17 protein-coding genes are annotated in these 17,560 nt (G+C 48.7%); 13 read left to right on the top strand and 4 right to left on the bottom strand.

Translation table 11 applies throughout. The features are described 5' to 3' along the window. Positions 1-11 precede the first annotated feature (11 nt). The 12 genes from deoB (at position 12) to MMB75_RS19300 (ending at position 11,749) form a co-directional block, all read left to right on the top strand. Complete coding sequence (deoB, locus tag MMB75_RS19355; protein ID WP_277509895.1) at positions 12-1,196, top strand: phosphopentomutase; 1,185 nt, start codon at positions 12-14, stop codon at positions 1,194-1,196. Between the two features lie 92 nt (positions 1,197-1,288). After that, entirely contained in the window at positions 1,289-1,996 is a 708-nt protein-coding gene (gene deoD, locus MMB75_RS19350) for a purine-nucleoside phosphorylase (protein WP_013373173.1), read from the top strand. 32 nt (positions 1,997-2,028) lie between these two features. Beyond that, entirely contained in the window at positions 2,029-3,330 is a 1,302-nt protein-coding gene (locus tag MMB75_RS19345) for a pyrimidine-nucleoside phosphorylase (protein ID WP_277509893.1), read from the top strand. Between the two features lie 201 nt (positions 3,331-3,531). Then, on the top strand, positions 3,532-4,104 hold the full coding sequence (locus MMB75_RS19340; protein WP_045244996.1) for a TetR/AcrR family transcriptional regulator: 573 nt from the start codon (positions 3,532-3,534) through the stop codon (positions 4,102-4,104). 48 nt (positions 4,105-4,152) lie between these two features. Next, a complete protein-coding gene (locus MMB75_RS19335; RefSeq protein ID WP_080942705.1) occupies positions 4,153-5,343 on the top strand; it encodes an MFS transporter in 1,191 nt (396 codons plus the stop codon). Positions 5,344-5,488: 145 nt separating this feature from the next. Then, entirely contained in the window at positions 5,489-5,803 is a 315-nt protein-coding gene (locus MMB75_RS19330) for a hypothetical protein (protein WP_016820380.1), read from the top strand. Positions 5,804-5,863: 60 nt separating this feature from the next. Next, a complete protein-coding gene (locus MMB75_RS19325) occupies positions 5,864-6,364 on the top strand; it encodes a hypothetical protein (RefSeq protein WP_045244998.1) in 501 nt (166 codons plus the stop codon). A 116-nt stretch (positions 6,365-6,480) separates the two neighbouring features. Next, on the top strand, positions 6,481-7,164 hold the full coding sequence (locus tag MMB75_RS19320; protein WP_045244999.1) for a hypothetical protein: 684 nt from the start codon (positions 6,481-6,483) through the stop codon (positions 7,162-7,164). Positions 7,165-7,529: 365 nt separating this feature from the next. Beyond that, a complete protein-coding gene (locus MMB75_RS19315; RefSeq protein WP_017425569.1) occupies positions 7,530-8,594 on the top strand; it encodes a sulfate ABC transporter substrate-binding protein in 1,065 nt (354 codons plus the stop codon). Between the two features lie 79 nt (positions 8,595-8,673). Then, positions 8,674-9,507, top strand: coding sequence for a sulfate ABC transporter permease subunit CysT (gene cysT, locus MMB75_RS19310; RefSeq protein WP_016820376.1), 834 nt, complete (start codon positions 8,674-8,676; stop codon positions 9,505-9,507). Between the two features lie 73 nt (positions 9,508-9,580). Continuing rightward, a complete protein-coding gene (gene cysW, locus MMB75_RS19305; protein ID WP_045245000.1) occupies positions 9,581-10,456 on the top strand; it encodes a sulfate ABC transporter permease subunit CysW in 876 nt (291 codons plus the stop codon). Between the two features lie 162 nt (positions 10,457-10,618). Further along, positions 10,619-11,749 carry an aminotransferase class V-fold PLP-dependent enzyme gene (locus MMB75_RS19300; protein WP_045245001.1) on the top strand — a complete coding sequence of 377 codons (1,131 nt, stop codon included), beginning with the start codon at positions 10,619-10,621 and terminating at the stop codon, positions 11,747-11,749. 85 nt (positions 11,750-11,834) lie between these two features. On the opposite strand, the gene phnE (MMB75_RS19295) is transcribed toward MMB75_RS19300, so the two are convergent. The 4 genes from phnE (MMB75_RS19295) to MMB75_RS19280 form a co-directional block, all read right to left on the bottom strand. Next, positions 11,835-12,632, bottom strand: coding sequence for a phosphonate ABC transporter, permease protein PhnE (phnE, locus tag MMB75_RS19295; protein ID WP_016820374.1), 798 nt, complete (start codon positions 12,630-12,632; stop codon positions 11,835-11,837). Continuing rightward, positions 12,629-13,483, bottom strand: a complete 855-nt coding sequence (gene phnE / locus MMB75_RS19290; RefSeq protein ID WP_017425566.1) for a phosphonate ABC transporter, permease protein PhnE — start codon at positions 13,481-13,483, stop codon at positions 12,629-12,631. The genes phnE (MMB75_RS19295) and phnE (MMB75_RS19290) overlap by 4 nt, the downstream gene beginning before the upstream one ends. After that, positions 13,480-14,250 (bottom strand): phosphonate ABC transporter ATP-binding protein, encoded by a 771-nt coding sequence (gene phnC, locus MMB75_RS19285; protein WP_023990372.1) that lies wholly within the window; start codon positions 14,248-14,250, stop codon positions 13,480-13,482. The genes phnE (MMB75_RS19290) and phnC overlap by 4 nt, the downstream gene beginning before the upstream one ends. Before the next feature lie 101 nt (positions 14,251-14,351). Next, the gene (locus MMB75_RS19280; protein ID WP_013373161.1) at positions 14,352-15,320 is read right to left on the bottom strand and encodes a phosphate/phosphite/phosphonate ABC transporter substrate-binding protein; all 969 of its coding nucleotides are present in this window, start codon (positions 15,318-15,320) and stop codon (positions 14,352-14,354) included. A 254-nt stretch (positions 15,321-15,574) separates the two neighbouring features. Here MMB75_RS19280 and MMB75_RS19275 point away from each other — a divergent pair, with 254 nt between their 5' ends. Next, entirely contained in the window at positions 15,575-17,482 is a 1,908-nt protein-coding gene (locus MMB75_RS19275; RefSeq protein ID WP_045245002.1) for a bifunctional 2',3'-cyclic-nucleotide 2'-phosphodiesterase/3'-nucleotidase, read from the top strand. Positions 17,483-17,560: the final 78 nt, after the last annotated feature.

The raw sequence follows: 17,560 nt of genomic DNA, 5'->3' as shown, positions 1-17,560 counted from the left end.
AAAGGATTTTTATGATGTCTAAATTTAAACGGATTCACTTGGTCGTTATGGACTCGGTTGGTATCGGCGAAGCACCGGATGCTGCCCAGTTTGATGATTATGATGTAGATACACTCGGTCATATTGCGCGCGAACGCGGCGGTCTGAACATGCCGAATATGGGTAAGCTCGGTCTGTCCAACATTCGTTCCATAGAAGGGGTACCGGTGGCCGATAAGCCACTCGCATATTACACCAAAATGCAGGAAGCCTCCAACGGCAAGGACACAATGACAGGTCATTGGGAAATCATGGGGTTGAATATTGCAATTCCTTTCCGTGTATTCCCGGATGGGTTTCCAGATGAGCTGATTCAGCGCATTGAGGAGCATACAGGTCGTAAAGTTATTGGCAACAAGCCAGCCAGCGGCACGGAAATCATTGATGAGCTGGGCGAAGAACATGTAAAAACAGGCGCACTCATCATCTATACCTCAGCGGATTCAGTACTGCAAATTGCAGCGCATGAGGAAGTTGTACCTTTGAAGGAGCTCTATGAGATCTGTGAGTTCTGCCGTAAAATCACGCTGGAAGATCCGTACATGCTGGGTCGCATTATTGCCCGTCCGTTCGTAGGTGAGGCAGGGAACTTCTCTCGTACCTCCAATCGACATGACTATGCGCTCAAGCCATTTGGTCGCACCACAATGAATGAACTGAAGGATGCAGGCCTGGATGTAATCGCCTTGGGTAAAATCTCTGACATTTATGACGGCGAGGGTGTAACGAAGGCAGTGCGCACAGTGTCCAACATGGATGGCATGGATAAGCTGGTAGCTACGCTGGACGAGGAATTCACCGGATTAAGCTTCTTGAATTTGGTGGACTTTGATGCTGTATACGGCCACCGTCGTGATCCGCAGGGATATGGTCAAGCCTTGGACGATTACGATGCCCGTCTGCCCGAGGTATTCGCCAAAATGACTGATGACGATCTGCTGATCATCACCGCGGATCATGGGAATGACCCAACCTATCGCGGAACGGATCATACCCGCGAATATGTGCCTTTGCTGGCTTATTCCCCTCGTTTTGTAGCTGGAGGCAAGGAACTGGCAGTTCGCAAGACGTTTGCGGATATTGGAGCGACAGTAGCGGATAACTTTGGTGTAAAACTACCTGAGCATGGAACTAGCTTTTTGGCAGAGCTTCAGTAATCTAGACGTCAGCAACGAAGGCAGTCAAGATTATTAGTAACGAAATGAGTAACGATATCAGCATAGACAAATGGGACGGAGGAATAAAAAACATGAGTGTACACATTGGAGCCAAACCTGGAGAGATTGCAGAAACAATTTTGCTGCCAGGAGATCCGCTACGGGCGAAATTTATCGCTGAAACATATCTGGAGGACGTGACCTGCTACAACGAGGTGCGCGGAATGCTCGGATTCACGGGAACGTACCAAGGCAAACGCCTGTCTGTACAGGGAACCGGGATGGGGCTGCCTTCCATCAGTATTTATGTCAACGAATTGATTAGCGAGTATGGGGTGAAAAACTTGTTCCGCGTGGGTACATGTGGCGGAATGAAGGAGCATGTGCACGTTCGTGACGTCATTTTGGCACAGGCATCCTGTACAGATTCCGGCATGAACCGCCATATCTTTGGCGGCTACGATTTCTCCCCGATTGCCAGCTTCCCTCTCTTGAAGGGCGCTTATGATCGCGGGGTTGCCAAAGGATTGAACATGCATGTCGGCAACGTATTCAGCTCAGACAGCTTCTACCGTGATGACAAATCAGTGGTACAAAAGTTGATGGAATACGGTGTGTTGGGTGTGGAGATGGAGACTTCGGCTTTATACACGCTGGCAGCCAAGTTTGGCGTAAACGCACTGACCATTCTGACGGTAAGTGATCACTTGCTGACAGGCGAAGAAACGACAGCAGAGGAACGGCAAACCACGTTTAAAGAAATGATGGAAGTTGCACTGGATACAGCAGTATCCCTGTAAACGATCATACGCACAGTGAGGAGAAATGACATATGAGAATGGTAGACTTGATTGAAAAAAAACGTGATGGAAAAGAACTGAGCACTGAGGAAATTAACTTTATTATCCAAGGCTATACTCAGGGTGAAATTCCTGATTATCAGGTCAGTGCATTGGCGATGTCTATTTTCTTCAAAGATATGAACGAACGGGAACGTGCTGATTTAACCATGGCAATGGTTCATTCAGGAGATACGATTGACTTGTCCGCGATTGAAGGTGTAAAGGTCGATAAGCACTCCACTGGTGGTGTGGGTGATACGACAACACTGGTACTGGCTCCGCTCGTAGCAGCCTTAGACATTCCGGTAGCGAAAATGTCAGGTCGCGGCCTCGGGCACACGGGCGGAACGATCGACAAGCTGGAGGCCATTGCAGGCTTTCACGTAGAGATCACCAAGGATGAATTCGTAGATTTGGTGAATCGCAGCAAAATTGCGGTCGTCGGACAAAGCGGCAACCTGACACCTGCGGATAAAAAATTGTATGCCTTGCGTGACGTTACAGCAACGGTAAATTCGATTCCGTTGATTGCCAGCTCGATTATGAGTAAGAAAATCGCTGCCGGCTCTGATGCCATCGTACTGGATGTCAAGACAGGTGCGGGCGCATTCATGAAAACAGTAGAAGATGCCAAAGAGCTGGCACATGCCATGGTAAGTATCGGGAACAATGTGGGTCGCAAGACCATGGCAGTTATTTCCGACATGAGTCAACCGTTGGGGCTGGCTATCGGGAACTCACTGGAAGTTAAAGAAGCGATCGATACATTGCGCGGCGAAGGACCCAAAGATCTGGAAGAGCTGTGTATGGCTTTGGGCAGTCAGATGGTATTTTTGGCTGGGAAAGCAGACTCTCTCGAAGACGCTGAAGAAAAGCTCAAAGAGGTCATTCTCAACGGCAAAGCACTGGAGAAATTCAAAGAGTTTATTGCGAACCAAGGCGGCGACGCTTCTGTAGTGGATCATCCAGAACGCTTGCCACAAGCGCAGTATCTTATTGAAGTACCTGCAAAGCAGGACGGCGTGGTAGCTGAAATCGTGGCTGACGAAATCGGTACTGCCGCGATGCTACTGGGAGCAGGGCGTGCGACCAAAGAATCCGAGATTGATTTGGCTGTCGGCTTGATGCTGAACAAAAAAGTCGGCGATGCAGTTCAAAAAGGCGATTCGCTGGTTACTATCCATGCCAACCGTGAAGACGTAGATCAAGTGCTGGAGAAAATCTACGCAAATATCCGTATTGCGGATCACGCGGAAGCACCTGTGCTGATCTATGGAACGGTGACAGAGTAAGCTGTAGCTGTATAGTATAAGGCGTTAGCAGATCAATAGTTATAGAGCCGGAGCCCTTACATTAGAGGGCATCCGGCTTTTTTTGTTCTTAGCTCAGGCAACTGAGCGGTGGAATTAAAAAAGCGGTTGTCAATTTCTAGTGAGGGAACTATACTAAATTTATAAACTGACGACCGTTCGTAAGGTAATTGGAGGGAACACATGACACTACAGAAAATTAAAACAGCAAGCCTAAAGCAATTTGCGAGAAAGGGATACGATGCCGCCTCCCTACAATTGATTGCTGATGAGGTAGGAATCAAAAAGCAGTCTATTTATGCTCATTTTAAAAGCAAAGACGATTTGTTCTTAGACATATTTGCGGATGCGGTAGACCAAGAAATTTTGGAGTTGGATCGTTATTTTCAAGCTCAAGCTGAACAATCACTTGAAGCTGTACTGCGAGGATTGATTATTGAATTTAAAGAACGCTATGAGAGCGCCATGAATCTGCGTTTGATTCTGTATGTCGGATTTCTGATTCCATCTGCGTTGGAAAACCAGGTTCAGGCCTTGGTCAAACGCTATGTACAGCATAAAACCAGCTTGGTATATGAGCGGCTGGCAGCCGAAACGTCAGTTAAGCTTCGTGTTCCAGTTCAATCTGCCACTATAGCCTATATGAATTTGATTGAAGGGATGCTGGTAGAACTGGTGTACAACGGCACCGCTGGTTTTGATCCGCGTCTGGAAAGCTCCTGGGATATTTACTGGCACGGCTTGGTTCAGCTCTGATCATCTAAGCCTTTAAAGTAAATATGATTGTATTGGGGGAAGAGAGTTGTGTCTATGAAAGAAACCTTTTGGTCCAGAAATTTTATATTTTTGATGATATCCAACGCTCTATTATTTATGGCATTTGAAATGCTTATGCCCACGTTGCCACTGTTTGTGGAAAGTCTTGGCGGCAGTCCATCACAGATTGGCTTGGTGACAGGCGTGTTTATGTGCTCAGCTATATTGATTCGTCCATTCTCCGGCACACTGATCCAGCTTTTGGACAAGAAATATGTACTGATTATTGGAGTTGTGATTTGTATGCTGGCAACAGGAAGCTACATGCTTTCCACCAGTTTGGTATTGCTGTTAGTCTTTCGGCTAGTACATGGTTTTGGATTCGGTATTGCGAGCACATTGTATGCTACCTCAGCCTCAGATGATTTGCCTCCTCATCGTATGGGGGAAGGAATGGGCTACTTTGGCGTAGGTGAAACCATAGCGATTTCAGTCGGCCCCCTGCTCGGCATATGGATGCTTCATGCGGCAGGTTTTAGCGGGCTATTTTCCACGGGAGCTATAATTTTGCTGCTGTCGCTTGTGATGAGCATATTGGTTCGTCGCCGTTCTGCGAACCCCACGACGGCAGATACAGCAAAGGACAAAAAGAAGGTTCCCTTTAAATTATTTGAAAAAAGAGTGCTGCTGCAATCTGGTCTTGTGCTGCTAATTGGCGTGGTGGCAGGGGGAGTGATGTCTTTCGTGGCCTTATTTGCCAAGGAGCAGGGTTTTAACAATGCGGCCTGGTTCTTCTTTACGGTGGCAATGGCAAGCTTCCTCGTTCGGCTGGTGTCCGGTAGGATTTTTGATACTAAAGGTCCAGCTTATATCTTGATCCCCGCAGGAATTGTGCTTATCGTCGCCATCGTTATGGTGGCTTCATCACGGACCGAGCTACAATTTTTGGTTGCTGCTGTGCTGTATGGTTTGAGTTTTGGTGCTATTTTTCCAGCTTTACAGGCTTGGGCTATCAGTGTAGTCGGAGAAGATGAGCGAGAGGATGCTGTAGGCTCCTTTTATAATTTTTTCGATTTGGGGATTGGTGGCGGTTCTTTGATTCTAGGGATGATTGCCGGATTAACCTCTTATAAAACAATGTATCTATTTTCCACTTTGCTGATTGCGGCTTATTTAATTATCTTTGTGGTGTATAGTGTGCTGGATAAGAAAAAGTCCCGTAACACGTTGAACGTGTAATCTACTAATATGGATGATCTAGATAGAGAGCCACCGTATGGATTCCTATGAACGAGTTTGAAAAATATGACAGCCAGACTCATAATAGATATGAGTTTGGCTTTTTTTATTGTTAGGGTGCAGGACAGCACAGAGGAGGAGAGACATGTTCCGATTATACAGCGATGTTCGTGGGACAGCTTATGAAAGACTGATTGATTATGCTATGGAACGGGCAGATACATTTATGCTAGGCGTACATAACTGGGTAACTGAGGATGACAATGGAGTCGCCGACAAGGATGTTTTGTTCGAGAAATTGTTACAGCAATTGAATCCTTTTTTGCTGTCCACGCACTCCTATGAGGAAATAAGGGGAAAGCATTCCATTGCCTACACAGCCGGAACCTTTTACCAGTACCAATGCACGCCTGAGGCTGGAAGAGTATTAAAGCATGCGGCGTCCAGCCTGTTTTCCTGACGGTGACGACTGACTTCATACAGCATAGCTCCAGTATATTTTGTGAAGGAGGAATATGAAATGGTGGAAAAATGGGTTTGGATGGGTGTGGCGGGGGTGATCGTAGGCTATGTCGCTTTTGCCAATATGAGCGTTCCGACGAACACCTATACTACATCAACGGCGGGTGCCACACACCAGACAGCTCCGCTTAGCATGCAGAATAAGCAAGGGGAAGCAGCGAAGCGTATCGTACATGACCAAAGAATGCAATTTGGAGGACAAGGACAAACAGAATTTAGATTTGAAGAGGGGCGCAAGCTGTATATCAGTATCAAGAATACAGGAAAGCAACCCGTACGATACAAGCTCAACAGTTCGAATGGATCAGACTTGCAAGGCACAACGAGCGGCTTTTCTAGCCGAACGTTACAGCCGGGAGAACGCCACGATCTGCTGTTTATCAAGCCAGAGGGGCAGAATGAGGCTGCAAATGGCTCCTTGAAAGAGCTGATTTTGAAAGTAAGTACGGACGACGGATCACGAGGAGACATCAAAACCTTCGCATATATTACACTGTAAGCTCCTTCCAGAATGGGCACGACATGCGGTCATTAGTCTACTTATGTTACAATAGAACGGTTGAAGACTTAATGAACAGAATAGGTCAGAGTAGAAAGCAGAAAGGATGACCCGTTGTGCCCAAAAAACATGAATCCGATAATCACAAAATGTCACGGAGGCTGTCACTTACAGCCATTTTACTTACACTTACATTTGTAGCTCTTACTGGCTGCGGCCAGGATAATAATGCTGAACCGAGTGATGCTGGAAGCAGTACAAGCATGATCGAGAACAGTGCCGGAGGCAATCAGAGCAGTTCAGCACAAAATGACAAAGCAGCTAAAGAGAGCGAGAGTGCAGAAAACAGCGGTACTGATGCGAAAAAGTCAGCTCCTTCCGTCCCAGCTCCTTCAAAGGATACATCTTCTGCTCCGGCAGCCTCCAATGCATCTCAAAATCCTTTTGAGGTAGCAGGTATTCAAGATCCTAAAGCATTTTTGAACACATTCAAAGCGTTGCAGAAGGCTGTTGCCGACAATGATAAGGAGAAGGTAGCCAATTTTATTTTGTACCCTCTGCGTGTCAATGATAGTGAAAAGTCGCTAACGATTCCGAACAAGAAAGATTTTCTGGCTAAATATGATCAGATTTTTACGGACGCGATTCGTGAGGCGCTGGTGAACCAAAAGACAGATGAGTTGTTTGTTAATTATCAGGGCGTTATGGTGGGATCGGGTGAGCTGTGGCTGAGAAGAGCTACGGACAATCCGAAGCATTTTGGAGTCTTTTCGATCAATCTTGAAACGGTAGCCAACTAAGTCGTATTCCACGTGTGCCCATGCCCTCTAGGCGGTCGGAAACGTATACCATGTTTCTGACTGTCCCCCCTTGAAGAAAGCAATTTATAGATCATCCCATTCCAAAAAAAGGTTTGACATCCCTCATAAACTCTCGTATTATATCCATATAACTCATTAAACAGGTAGGAATTAAAGAATTAAAGTAGAACCTCGCCATTCTGGCGGAGAACCTCTAGGAACAGCAGGCAGACACTGTCCACGCGACAGGTTTGACCTATCAGGGCTGCATCAGGGAATTCTCCGCCCTTTTTTTGATTATGTCTGTAAATAACAGGCGTAAATGAATGGGTATTTACAAATTACATAGAATGAGGGGTGTCTTGATGAAGAGGAATTATAAAACTGGACTTATTCTCGGACTATCTTTGGTTTTAACGATGGTGCTAAGTGCTTGCGGGGCAAGCAAGGAAGGGACGCAAGCGGATGGTAGCTCTGCTTCCGGCTCCAAGGACGTGGAGTTGCTCAATGTTTCTTATGATCCGACCCGTGAGTTGTATGAGGCATATAATAAAGCGTTTGCCGCCCATTGGGAGAAGGAGAAAGGACAGAAGGTCACAATCAAGCAATCCCACGGGGGATCTGGCAAGCAAAGCCGCTCTGTGCAGGACGGGCTGGATGCAGACGTGGTTACATTGGCCCTGGGCTATGATATTGATGCGTTACAGGAGAAAGGGCTTGTTAAAGAAGGATGGCAAAGTAAATATGAGCATAACAGTTCCCCATACACCTCAACCATCGTGTTATTGGTACGTAAAGGGAACCCGAAGGGGATCAAGGACTGGGATGATCTAGTCCGCGGCGATGTACAGGTCATTACACCGAACCCTAAAACCTCGGGCGGAGCCCGCTGGAACTATCTTGCAGCCTGGGCCTATGCGCTCAAAAAGAACAATAACGATGAAGCCAAAGCCCAGCAGTTTGTACAGGAGCTGTATAAGCATGTGCCGGTATTGGATAGCGGAGCGCGTGGAGCGACGACGACTTTCGTAGAGCGTGGAATTGGCGATGTGCTGATCGCTTGGGAAAATGAAGCACTGCTGTCTGTGAAGGAGCTAGGTGCGGATAAATTCGATATCGTATATCCGTCGATCAGTATTTTGGCTGAACCTCCGGTAGCGGTGGTCGATAAAGTGGTAGATAAAAAAGGTACACGCGAGGTGGCGGACGCATACCTGAAATATTTGTACAGTGAAGAAGGGCAGACCATTGCTGCTGAAAATTATTATCGCCCAACATTAGAAAGTGTGACGGCAAAGTTCAAGGATCAATTTCCTAATCTGGAGCTTGTAACCTTGAAGGATGTATTCGGAACATGGAAAGAGACACAGCAAAAGCATTTTAGCGACAAGGGGATTTTTGACCAGATTTATGTACCTGGTAGTTCATAACATAAGTGAAGTGTAAAGGCGAGAGGATCAGTTGGCGCGAGTGCCATAGTCAAAGGATGCAGAGAGGGATGGACAGAACATGAGTCAAATGCAAGCCACCCGAAAACGCGTACTTCCCGGTTTCGGGTTAACGATGGGTTATAGTGTGCTGTATCTCAGTCTGGTGGTGCTGGTGCCATTATCAGCACTGCTCCTGAATTCAACCGGGCTGACGTGGGAGAAATTTTGGGACGTGGCGACGGATGCCAGAGTGCTGGCTTCCTACAAGGTGAGCTTTTTGTGTGCCGCAGCCGCGGCGCTGATCGATCTGTTTCTCGGTTTATTGATCGCCTGGGTACTGGTGCGTTATGAGTTTCCAGGGAAACGAATGTTTGATGCGGTCATCGATCTGCCCTTTGCATTGCCCACGGCGGTGGCAGGGGTTGCGTTGACCGCTCTATATGCACAGAACGGCTGGATCGGCTCACTGTTCGAACCGCTTGGGTGGAAAATGGCATACTCACAGACAGGGATTACGCTCGCGTTGATGTTTATTGGCATTCCGTTCGTCGTACGGACAGTTCAGCCGGTGCTGGAGGAGCTGGACAAGGATGAGGAAGAGGTGGCTGCTACGCTGGGAGCGGGCAGATGGCGTACCTTCCGCAGCGTTATTGTGCCGGAGCTGGTACCCCCGCTGCTGACGGGTTTTGCGCTTGCCTTTGCCCGCGGCATTGGCGAGTACGGATCTGTCGTCTTCATTTCTGGCAATATGCCGATGAAGACCGAGATTGCTCCGCTGCTCATTATGTCCAAGCTGGAGCAAAATGACTACGCAGGGGCTACGGCGGTGGCATTGATGCTGTTGGTCATTTCGTTCGTACTGTTATTCGTGATTAACAGTTTTCAGCGCTGGTCACGGCGCCGTGCAGTCTAACGCAAATGTCTAACGTTAGCATGCAGACAGCAGAGGTCTGCGCATTAACCCCGTGTTCAAGGAGGGATACATCATGTCACAAGCGATAACTGGGCAGGAGCTTGCTTCTGCACCAGTGCCTTCATCCGCACCGCCCAATAGGGTTACAACCGAAGCCCCTTGGGTCAAGTGGACGCTCATTGGTGCTGCTTTTTTAGCTTTGCTCTGGGTGTTGGTATTGCCGCTAATCGCCGTGCTTACCGAAGCACTCAAGCAGGGATGGAGCGTATACGTTGAAGCGCTACGGGACCCGGATGCCATGTCCGCATTGCGCTTGACGCTGCTGGTGGCAGCGATAACGGTTCCGCTGAATACGGTATTTGGTGTAGCGGCCGCCTGGCTGATCACAAAATTTCATTTTCGCGGCAAAGGTGTGCTGGTCACCTTGATTGATTTACCCTTTGCGATCTCGCCTGTCGTCGGAGGACTGATGTATGTATTAGTGTTTGGCGCACAGGGCTGGCTTGGGCCGTGGCTGGACGAGCATGATATTAAAATTATATTTGCTTTGCCAGGCATTATTTTGGCAACGCTGTTCATTACATTTCCTTTTGTTGCGCGCGAGCTTATTCCGCTGATGGAAGATCAGGGGCAGCAGGAGGAGGAAGCGGCGGTCACACTGGGCGCACGCGGCTGGCGCATTTTCTGGAAAGTGACGCTGCCGAATATCAAATGGGGTTTGCTGTACGGCATTATTCTGTGTAATGCGAGAGCCATGGGCGAGTTTGGTGCAGTGTCCGTCGTCTCGGGACATATTCGGGGCGAGACGAATACACTTCCGCTGCATGTTGAGATTTTGTATAACGAGTATCAGTTCTCGGCATCTTTTGCGGTGGCCTCGTTGTTGCTGCTACTTGCTTTGGCAACCTTGGTGCTTAAAAGCTGGTTTGGACGCAAACGCGTGCATTAATTAATAATTGTGTATATGATCCAACAGGGCCTCTCTTTGTGTCTATCGTCTGTTAACGGCGAGAAGATGGGAAGAGAGGCCCTTGTTCTAAGGTGGCTTATATGGATAATAAAATGATCATATCAAGGCACGTTGGTGTGCCCAGGAGGAGCGAAGGGAAATATGAAACATCCGTTTCAGTCCTACCGTCAGTTGTTTCCGGTGCTGTCCTCACATATCCATGTAGGAAGCTGTTCCCAGGGGGCGATATCGAGACCGGTTTCCGCTGCCATTGAGGAATATCATCGAAGCTTGCTGCAACACGGTCATAACGGCGACCTATCTATGGCACGGTTGGAGGAGGCGAGAGGACATTTTGCCAAGCTCATCGGGGCGGAGCCTGACGAAATTGCGGTGCTGTCCTCAGCCTCTGAGGCGATTGCTGGCGTGGCCACTGCCCTTTCTTATGTACCGGGAAAAGAAGGGATTGTGTATGCAGACACCGACTTTCCGACGGTGGGCCACATCTGGCAGGCACAGGAGATGTTCCGTGATCATATTTGCTGTATCCCTTCTACGGAGGGAGAAGTGACCCTAGAGCAGTATGAGGAGCATGTTACGGAGAATACTGCGCTCATTATGGTATCCCATGTGAATTATACCAACGGATTTCAGCAGGATCTCAAATCCATTGCACATATAGCTCATCGAAATCAGGCGTTACTATTCGTCGATGCCTATCAGTCTGCAGGAATGATTCCGATAGACGTAAAGGCGATGGGCATAGATATGCTGGTCGCGGGAGCACGCAAATATATGCTGGGGATACCGGGAGTGGCTTTTCTTTATATAAGTAAGGAGCGAATAGAACGCTTCAAGCCCCGTCTTACGGGCTGGCTTGGACAGGAGTTCGCCTCCCGGTTTGATATTGCTCATCCGGTCCCGGCGGCAGGCGCCCGCCGCTTTGAGACAGGATTACCTTCTTTCATTAGCATTTTTGCCGCCAATGCAGCCTTAAAGCTGCTGCTGGAAATTGGGGTCACGAACATTCAGACCTATATGAATGAGCTGTTGGACTTTTCTATTGAATATGGACGCAGCAAAGGGTTACACATACGAATACCTGATGAAGGAGGCACTTTACCAAGTCTGCTCGCTGTTGAAGTAGCCGATGTGTCGGCGGTAGAGAGGCGTTTGCGGAGCCGAAATATGATTGTGTCAGCACGAAAGGATGTTATTCGTGTGGCTCCGCATTTTTACAATACGGCAGAGGAAGTCCGGCGGGTCCTAGATGAACTAGGCGGGAGTTGTTGAACAGCAAAAACCTCTTCCAAGTAAATGGGAGCATAGCATTTCCCTTTTACACAGGAGAGGCTTTTGTTAGGATAGAGATGTTTAATTATACAATCCGTTTGCGCAGCCAGCCGGATATCAGATCCGTCAAAATGATCAAGACTACAATGCCGAGTAAAATGACGCCTACACGGTTCCAGTTGCGCATTTGGAGTGCAAACAGCAGCGGAGTACCAATACCACCTGCACCAACCAGACCGAGCGTGGTTGCGGACCGGATGTTAATTTCAAAACGATAGAGCGAATAGGAAAGAAACTGTGGAATCACCTGCGGCAGCACGGCGAAGAAAATGACCTGCCAACGGTTGGCACCGCATGCGATCAAAGCTTCCTGCGGCCCGTGATCGACGCTTTCAATCGTTTCTGAGAACAGCTTGGCCAGCATGCCGATGGAGTGAATGCCGAGGGCAAGCACACCTGCAAACGAGCCGGGACCTACGGCTTTAATGAATAGAATGGCGACGATCATTTCGGGAAATACCCGAATGACACTAAGTACAAACTTCCCGCTGCCTGATAAGGGGCGTAGACGGGTCATATTGCTCGATGCCCAAAAGGCAAACGGAAGACAGACAAATGCGGATACGAAGGTTCCGAGCACTGAAATGACCAGTGTATCCAGCAACCCACGCAGCAAGTCCTCCCCCTCAGGAATGTAGACAAATGACCAGTCGGGATGAAGAAAGCCGTCCAATATTGCGACAGAGACGCTTTTGGCCGTCCCTTGTAATCCTTCAAACTGCATCCCGCGAAAAGCCCAAATGTAAATGATAATTAGCAGAATAGCTAACGCCCAAAAGCGCAGGCGGGAGCCAATAGGTCTGCGAAGCGTAGGATCATTCATAATAATTTCCTCCGTAGCAGGTTACTGCCGTAATCAATCGCAAGGACGATGACGAGGGTCAGTAGAATAATAATGCTTGCCCGGTCATATCGGAACAGCCCAAGGGAACGGTCAAGCAGCAGACCGATGCCGCCCGCACCGACCAGTCCTAGAACAGAAGCTGCGCGCACATTAACCTCAAAGGTGTATAGCAAATACGACACAAAATAAGGCAGTGCCTGCGGAACCACACCAAAGGCGATGACTTGAATGCGGCTCGCGCCAACAGCGGTCATGGCCTCCAGTGGCCCGGGATCAATGGCTTCAATCGCCTCAAAGGTCAGCTTGGCTATGATCCCGAAGGAGAAGAACAGCAGGGCGAGCATCCCTGCAAACGGTCCGATGCCGAATACGGCCACAAAGATCGAGGCAAACAGCAAATCGGGAATCGTCCGTACCAGATTCAGGATCGTGCGCATCGGCAGCGAGATTAGCTTGCGCGGCATCACATTATAGGCGCACAGCAACGCGACAGGGATTGCCAATATGGCTCCCAGTGTCGTACCGACAATAGCGATCTGGATCGTTTCCAGCATCGGTTTCCAGATGATAGGCAGGTAACTCCAGTCAGGAGGAAACATTTCTTCCAGCAATTTGCCCATCTCCGGTAAGCCAACGATCAATTGGTAAGGCGTGGCATCCGTATGAATGGAGCAGGCTATCAGCACCACGATAAAAATCATCCAGGTAGCGTAACGCTTATAACGTCCTGGCAAAGGTGGCCCTGCAGGCGGCTTGCTTGGCTGCGGTGGTCCAGCAGATGGTGACGATTGCGTCGAAGAGAGCGGCTGGGCAGTAGAGTCGGGCTTCATGATCCCACTCCCAGCAGTTCATCATGCTTGATGGCCCGGCCGTAGATCTCCGCAAAGGCTTCATCCGTAGCCTCCTCCGGTGTGCCGTCAAAGACGACTTCTCCCGCGCGTAAGCCGATGATCCGTGTTGCATATTCGCGCGCCAGATCAATGAAATGCAGATTGACAATGGTCGTAATCTGCATTTCCCGGTTAATTCGCTGGAGATCGTCCATCACCTGGCGGGTGGTCAGCGGATCAAGCGACGCGACAGGCTCGTCCGCCAGAATGATTTTAGCCTCCTGCGCCAGAGCACGCGCGATGGATACACGCTGCTGTTGGCCACCGGACAATTCATCGGCGCGGCTATAGGCCTTTTCGCGGATATTCACGCGTTCCAGCGCCGTTAGTGCCAGTTCGATGTCTTCCTTCGGGAAGAGACCAAGAATGGTCCGCAGTGTCGAATGATAACCGACGCGGCCCGAAAGTACGTTGCGAAGCACCGTCGAACGCTTAACCAGATTGAAGCTTTGAAAGATCATGCCGATATCACGGCGAATGCGCCGCAGCTCGCTGCTTCCAGCAGACGTGACAGACCTGCCACCTACAACGATGTCGCCGGACGTAATGTCATGCAGTCGGTTAATGGAACGCAGCAGGGTGGACTTACCTGCACCAGATAAGCCGACTATGACAACCATCTCTCCCTCCTGAATCGTCAAATTAATATTATTCAACCCTTTGGTGCCGTTCGGGTATGTTTTCGATACGTTTCGAAATTCAATCATATGCTCCCAACTTTCTCCCCGATGGGGTGGAATGAAAACAACACCGCCATGAATACATGGACGGTGCTGCCCTGTCATTCGTAAAGCCTGTTTCGTAGCTGTTACTTTACCGCTTGGCCGACGGCTTCGGCGTATTCACGCACAGAATCGAAGTTTTTATCGTCGCCCTTCTCATAACCTACATGGGTGTAAATTTCTTTAATGATTTCGCCGCCTTCAGGATCGTTGGCAATGTCTATAAAGGCTTGGGCGATTTTGTCTCTCCACGTTTGATCCATATCGGAACGTACGCTGACGGTGTCATTTGGAATTTTAGCTGTGTAATGAATGACACGTGTCTTTTCAAATACGTCCGGGATTTCCTTCTTCACTGTGTTACGTGCATCCTGGAAAACAGCGACAGCATCAACCTGACCGTTCAGCAGCGCCAGAATAGCAGCGTCGTGGCCTTTGATCGTCACACCCTGCACATCTGTGTCCGGGTCCACGCCAGCTTTTTTCAGCTCTGCTGCGGGGTACACATAGCCTGCGGAGGAGGTTACATTTTGCCAGCCAACCTTCTTGCCTTTCAGATCAGCCAGACTTTGAATCGGAGAATCCTTTTTTACCACGATCATTGCTTTATAAAAGTTTACTTTTTCAGTCGTGTCCTTGCCTGTAGCATCTTCAATGCCATAGCGTTGAGCTTGCAGGAGCAAGTCGGCCGCTTTACGGTTATCGTGTGCCAGTACATAAGCGTTCGGCGGAAGGAATCCTACATCGACCTGTTTGGAAGACATGGCTTCCACAATCGTATTGTAATCAGGAGATACGGTTACTTTTACCGGGATTCCGAGCTTGTCCCCCAGCAGCTTTTCGAGCGGTTTTGCCTTGGCTTCGAGGGTATCTGCATTCTGAGAAGGAACGAATTGTACCTTTAGCTCCTTAGGGACATAGGCTGTGCTTTCGTTTTTAGAGCCATCTGTACCCGGAGTGGAGGCGCTGTTGTTATTGCTTGCATTTGAGCCACAAGCGGCTAAACCCGCTGCCAGTGTGAAGGTCATGCACAAGGTCAGTGCTTTTTTGAACAAAATAATTTCCCCCTAAACATCGTAATAACGAAAATTTAAAAAACCTGTAAATTCAGTGACAAACCAAATCTTAACAGCTAGTCCTGCAGCTAGGGTAAAAACCACTCCTGACTTTGGTAAAAATGATGTAAAATTTATCATTTGCTAGAGACCATAAGCGGTATTTATACGAATTGCATATTTTAACATTCTCTTAACAGTGCTCTGTTAGACTTGTTCAAGCTCTATGACCGAAGTTGAGGGAGAGAACAAGATTGGATAATTTGGACATTAATGATAAGACAGAGCAGGAAAATGCAGGTGCTGTGAGGGCGAAATTCCGCATTATGGTTACAACCGATCTGCATGTCAGCTTGTGGAATTATGATTATTATACAGATCAGGAAACGCTGCATTACGGTCTGGCGCAAACCGCTAGTCTGATTCACACGGCTCGGGCAGAGGTGCCCAATCACCTGCTGCTGGATAACGGAGATGTGATTCAGGGAAATCCGATGGGAGATTATGCTGTACAGCGGCTCCAACAGGACCCAAGCGAGGTGCATCCCGCCTATAAAGCCATGAATCTGCTGGGGTATGAGGCAGGCAGTATTGGTAATCATGAATTTAACTATGGGTTGGAATATTTGCAGACTTGCCTTCGAGGAGCACAGTTTCCTTATGTGAATGCCAACATCTATATAGCGGGAGAGGAAGAACAAAACTACTTTACGCCTTATCTATTGCTGGATAAGACGGTAGAGGATGAAGCAGGCCGTAAGCATCTGCTGAAGGTGGGGGTCATCGGCTTTGTGCCCCCGCAAATTATGCAATGGGACAAGGCGTGGTTGGAAGGGAAACTTATCGTCAAAGATATGCTGGAAACCGCAAGACGGTTTATCCCAGAAATGCAGGCGGAGGGAGCCGATCTCATCATTGCGATGCCCCATGCAGGCTTTGAGGATATTCCCGAAGCTCCCAATATGGAAAATGCGGTGCTGCATCTGAGCAGGGTGGAAGGGATCGATGCCATTGTGTTTGGCCATGCCCATAAAGTATTTCCCGGCCCTTCGTTCTTAGGTATGACAGGTGTGGATACAGAGCAGGGCACCATCCATGGTATTCCAGCAGTAGAGCCGGGCTTCTGGGGAGATCATCTGGGTATTATTGATCTGGATCTGGCCCTTATTGGAGGGAAGTGGCAAGTGACTGCATCTGCTGCCAAGGTACGCCCGGTGTATGACCCGATACGCAAGGAAGCCCTCGTCCAACCCGATACTGCTATCCAGCAGGCGGTAGCAGCTGAACATACGGGAACCCTAGATTACATCCGTGCACCTGTAGGTCAAACGACAGTAGCAGTGAACAGCTTTTTTGCCCAGGTGATGGATGATGCTTCGGTTCAGCTCGTCAATGATGCACAAATTTGGTATGTGAAGCAGCAGCTACAAGGGAGCGAGTATGAAGGGTTGCCCGTTCTGTCGGCAGCAGCTCCTTTTAAAACAGGCGGAAGATACGGCCCGGCGTATTATACTGATATTCCCGAAGGGACACTGGCGATCAAGCATATTGCCGATCTATACAATTTTCCGAATACGCTGCATGTCGTTCGGTTGAGCGGAGCGGAAATTCGGGAGTGGCTTGAGTGGTCTGCTGGTCAATTCCGGCAAATTGATCCTTCGGAAGAGGAGGAACAAGAGCTGATTAATTCTGATTTTCCGAGCTTTAATTTCGATATCATCGATGGCATCACGTATCAGATTGATGTAACACAGCCAGCCAGATATGATACTGCCGGGGAATTAAAGGACCTAGAAGCGCACAGAATCATTCATATGTCTTTTGAAGGGGAACCAATGGATATGCAGCGGAGTTATCTGGTTGTTACGAATAACTATCGCGCGTTCTCCTCTGCGCTGGTTAATCCGGGTGGAGAGCGAATTATACTGGCTTCACCGGATGAGAACCGACATGTGCTGACCGAGTATGTGCGCAATATGAAGACGTTGACGCCAAAGGCCGACGGACACTGGTCCCTCGCCCCATGGTCGGGCCGTCCACATGTGACCTTCCTAACCTCGCCGCAAGCAACGAATGTTGCCCATGCTTATTCTGAATTGCTCTATGAAGGACTGACGGCAGAAGGATACGCTAAGTTTGCTCTTGATTTTCGTCAATTTTAAAATATTTTGCAAGTTATTGTCCTCTAAGTCCACAGCATCAAAATAATAGAAAAAGACTGTCTCTCAGAGGACGGTCTT

It is taken from the genome of Paenibacillus sp. P2(2022) (assembly GCF_029522175.1).
In the GTDB taxonomy this organism is placed as follows: domain Bacteria; phylum Bacillota; class Bacilli; order Paenibacillales; family Paenibacillaceae; genus Paenibacillus; species Paenibacillus polymyxa.
This window is presented reverse-complemented; position numbering and strand designations above follow the sequence as displayed.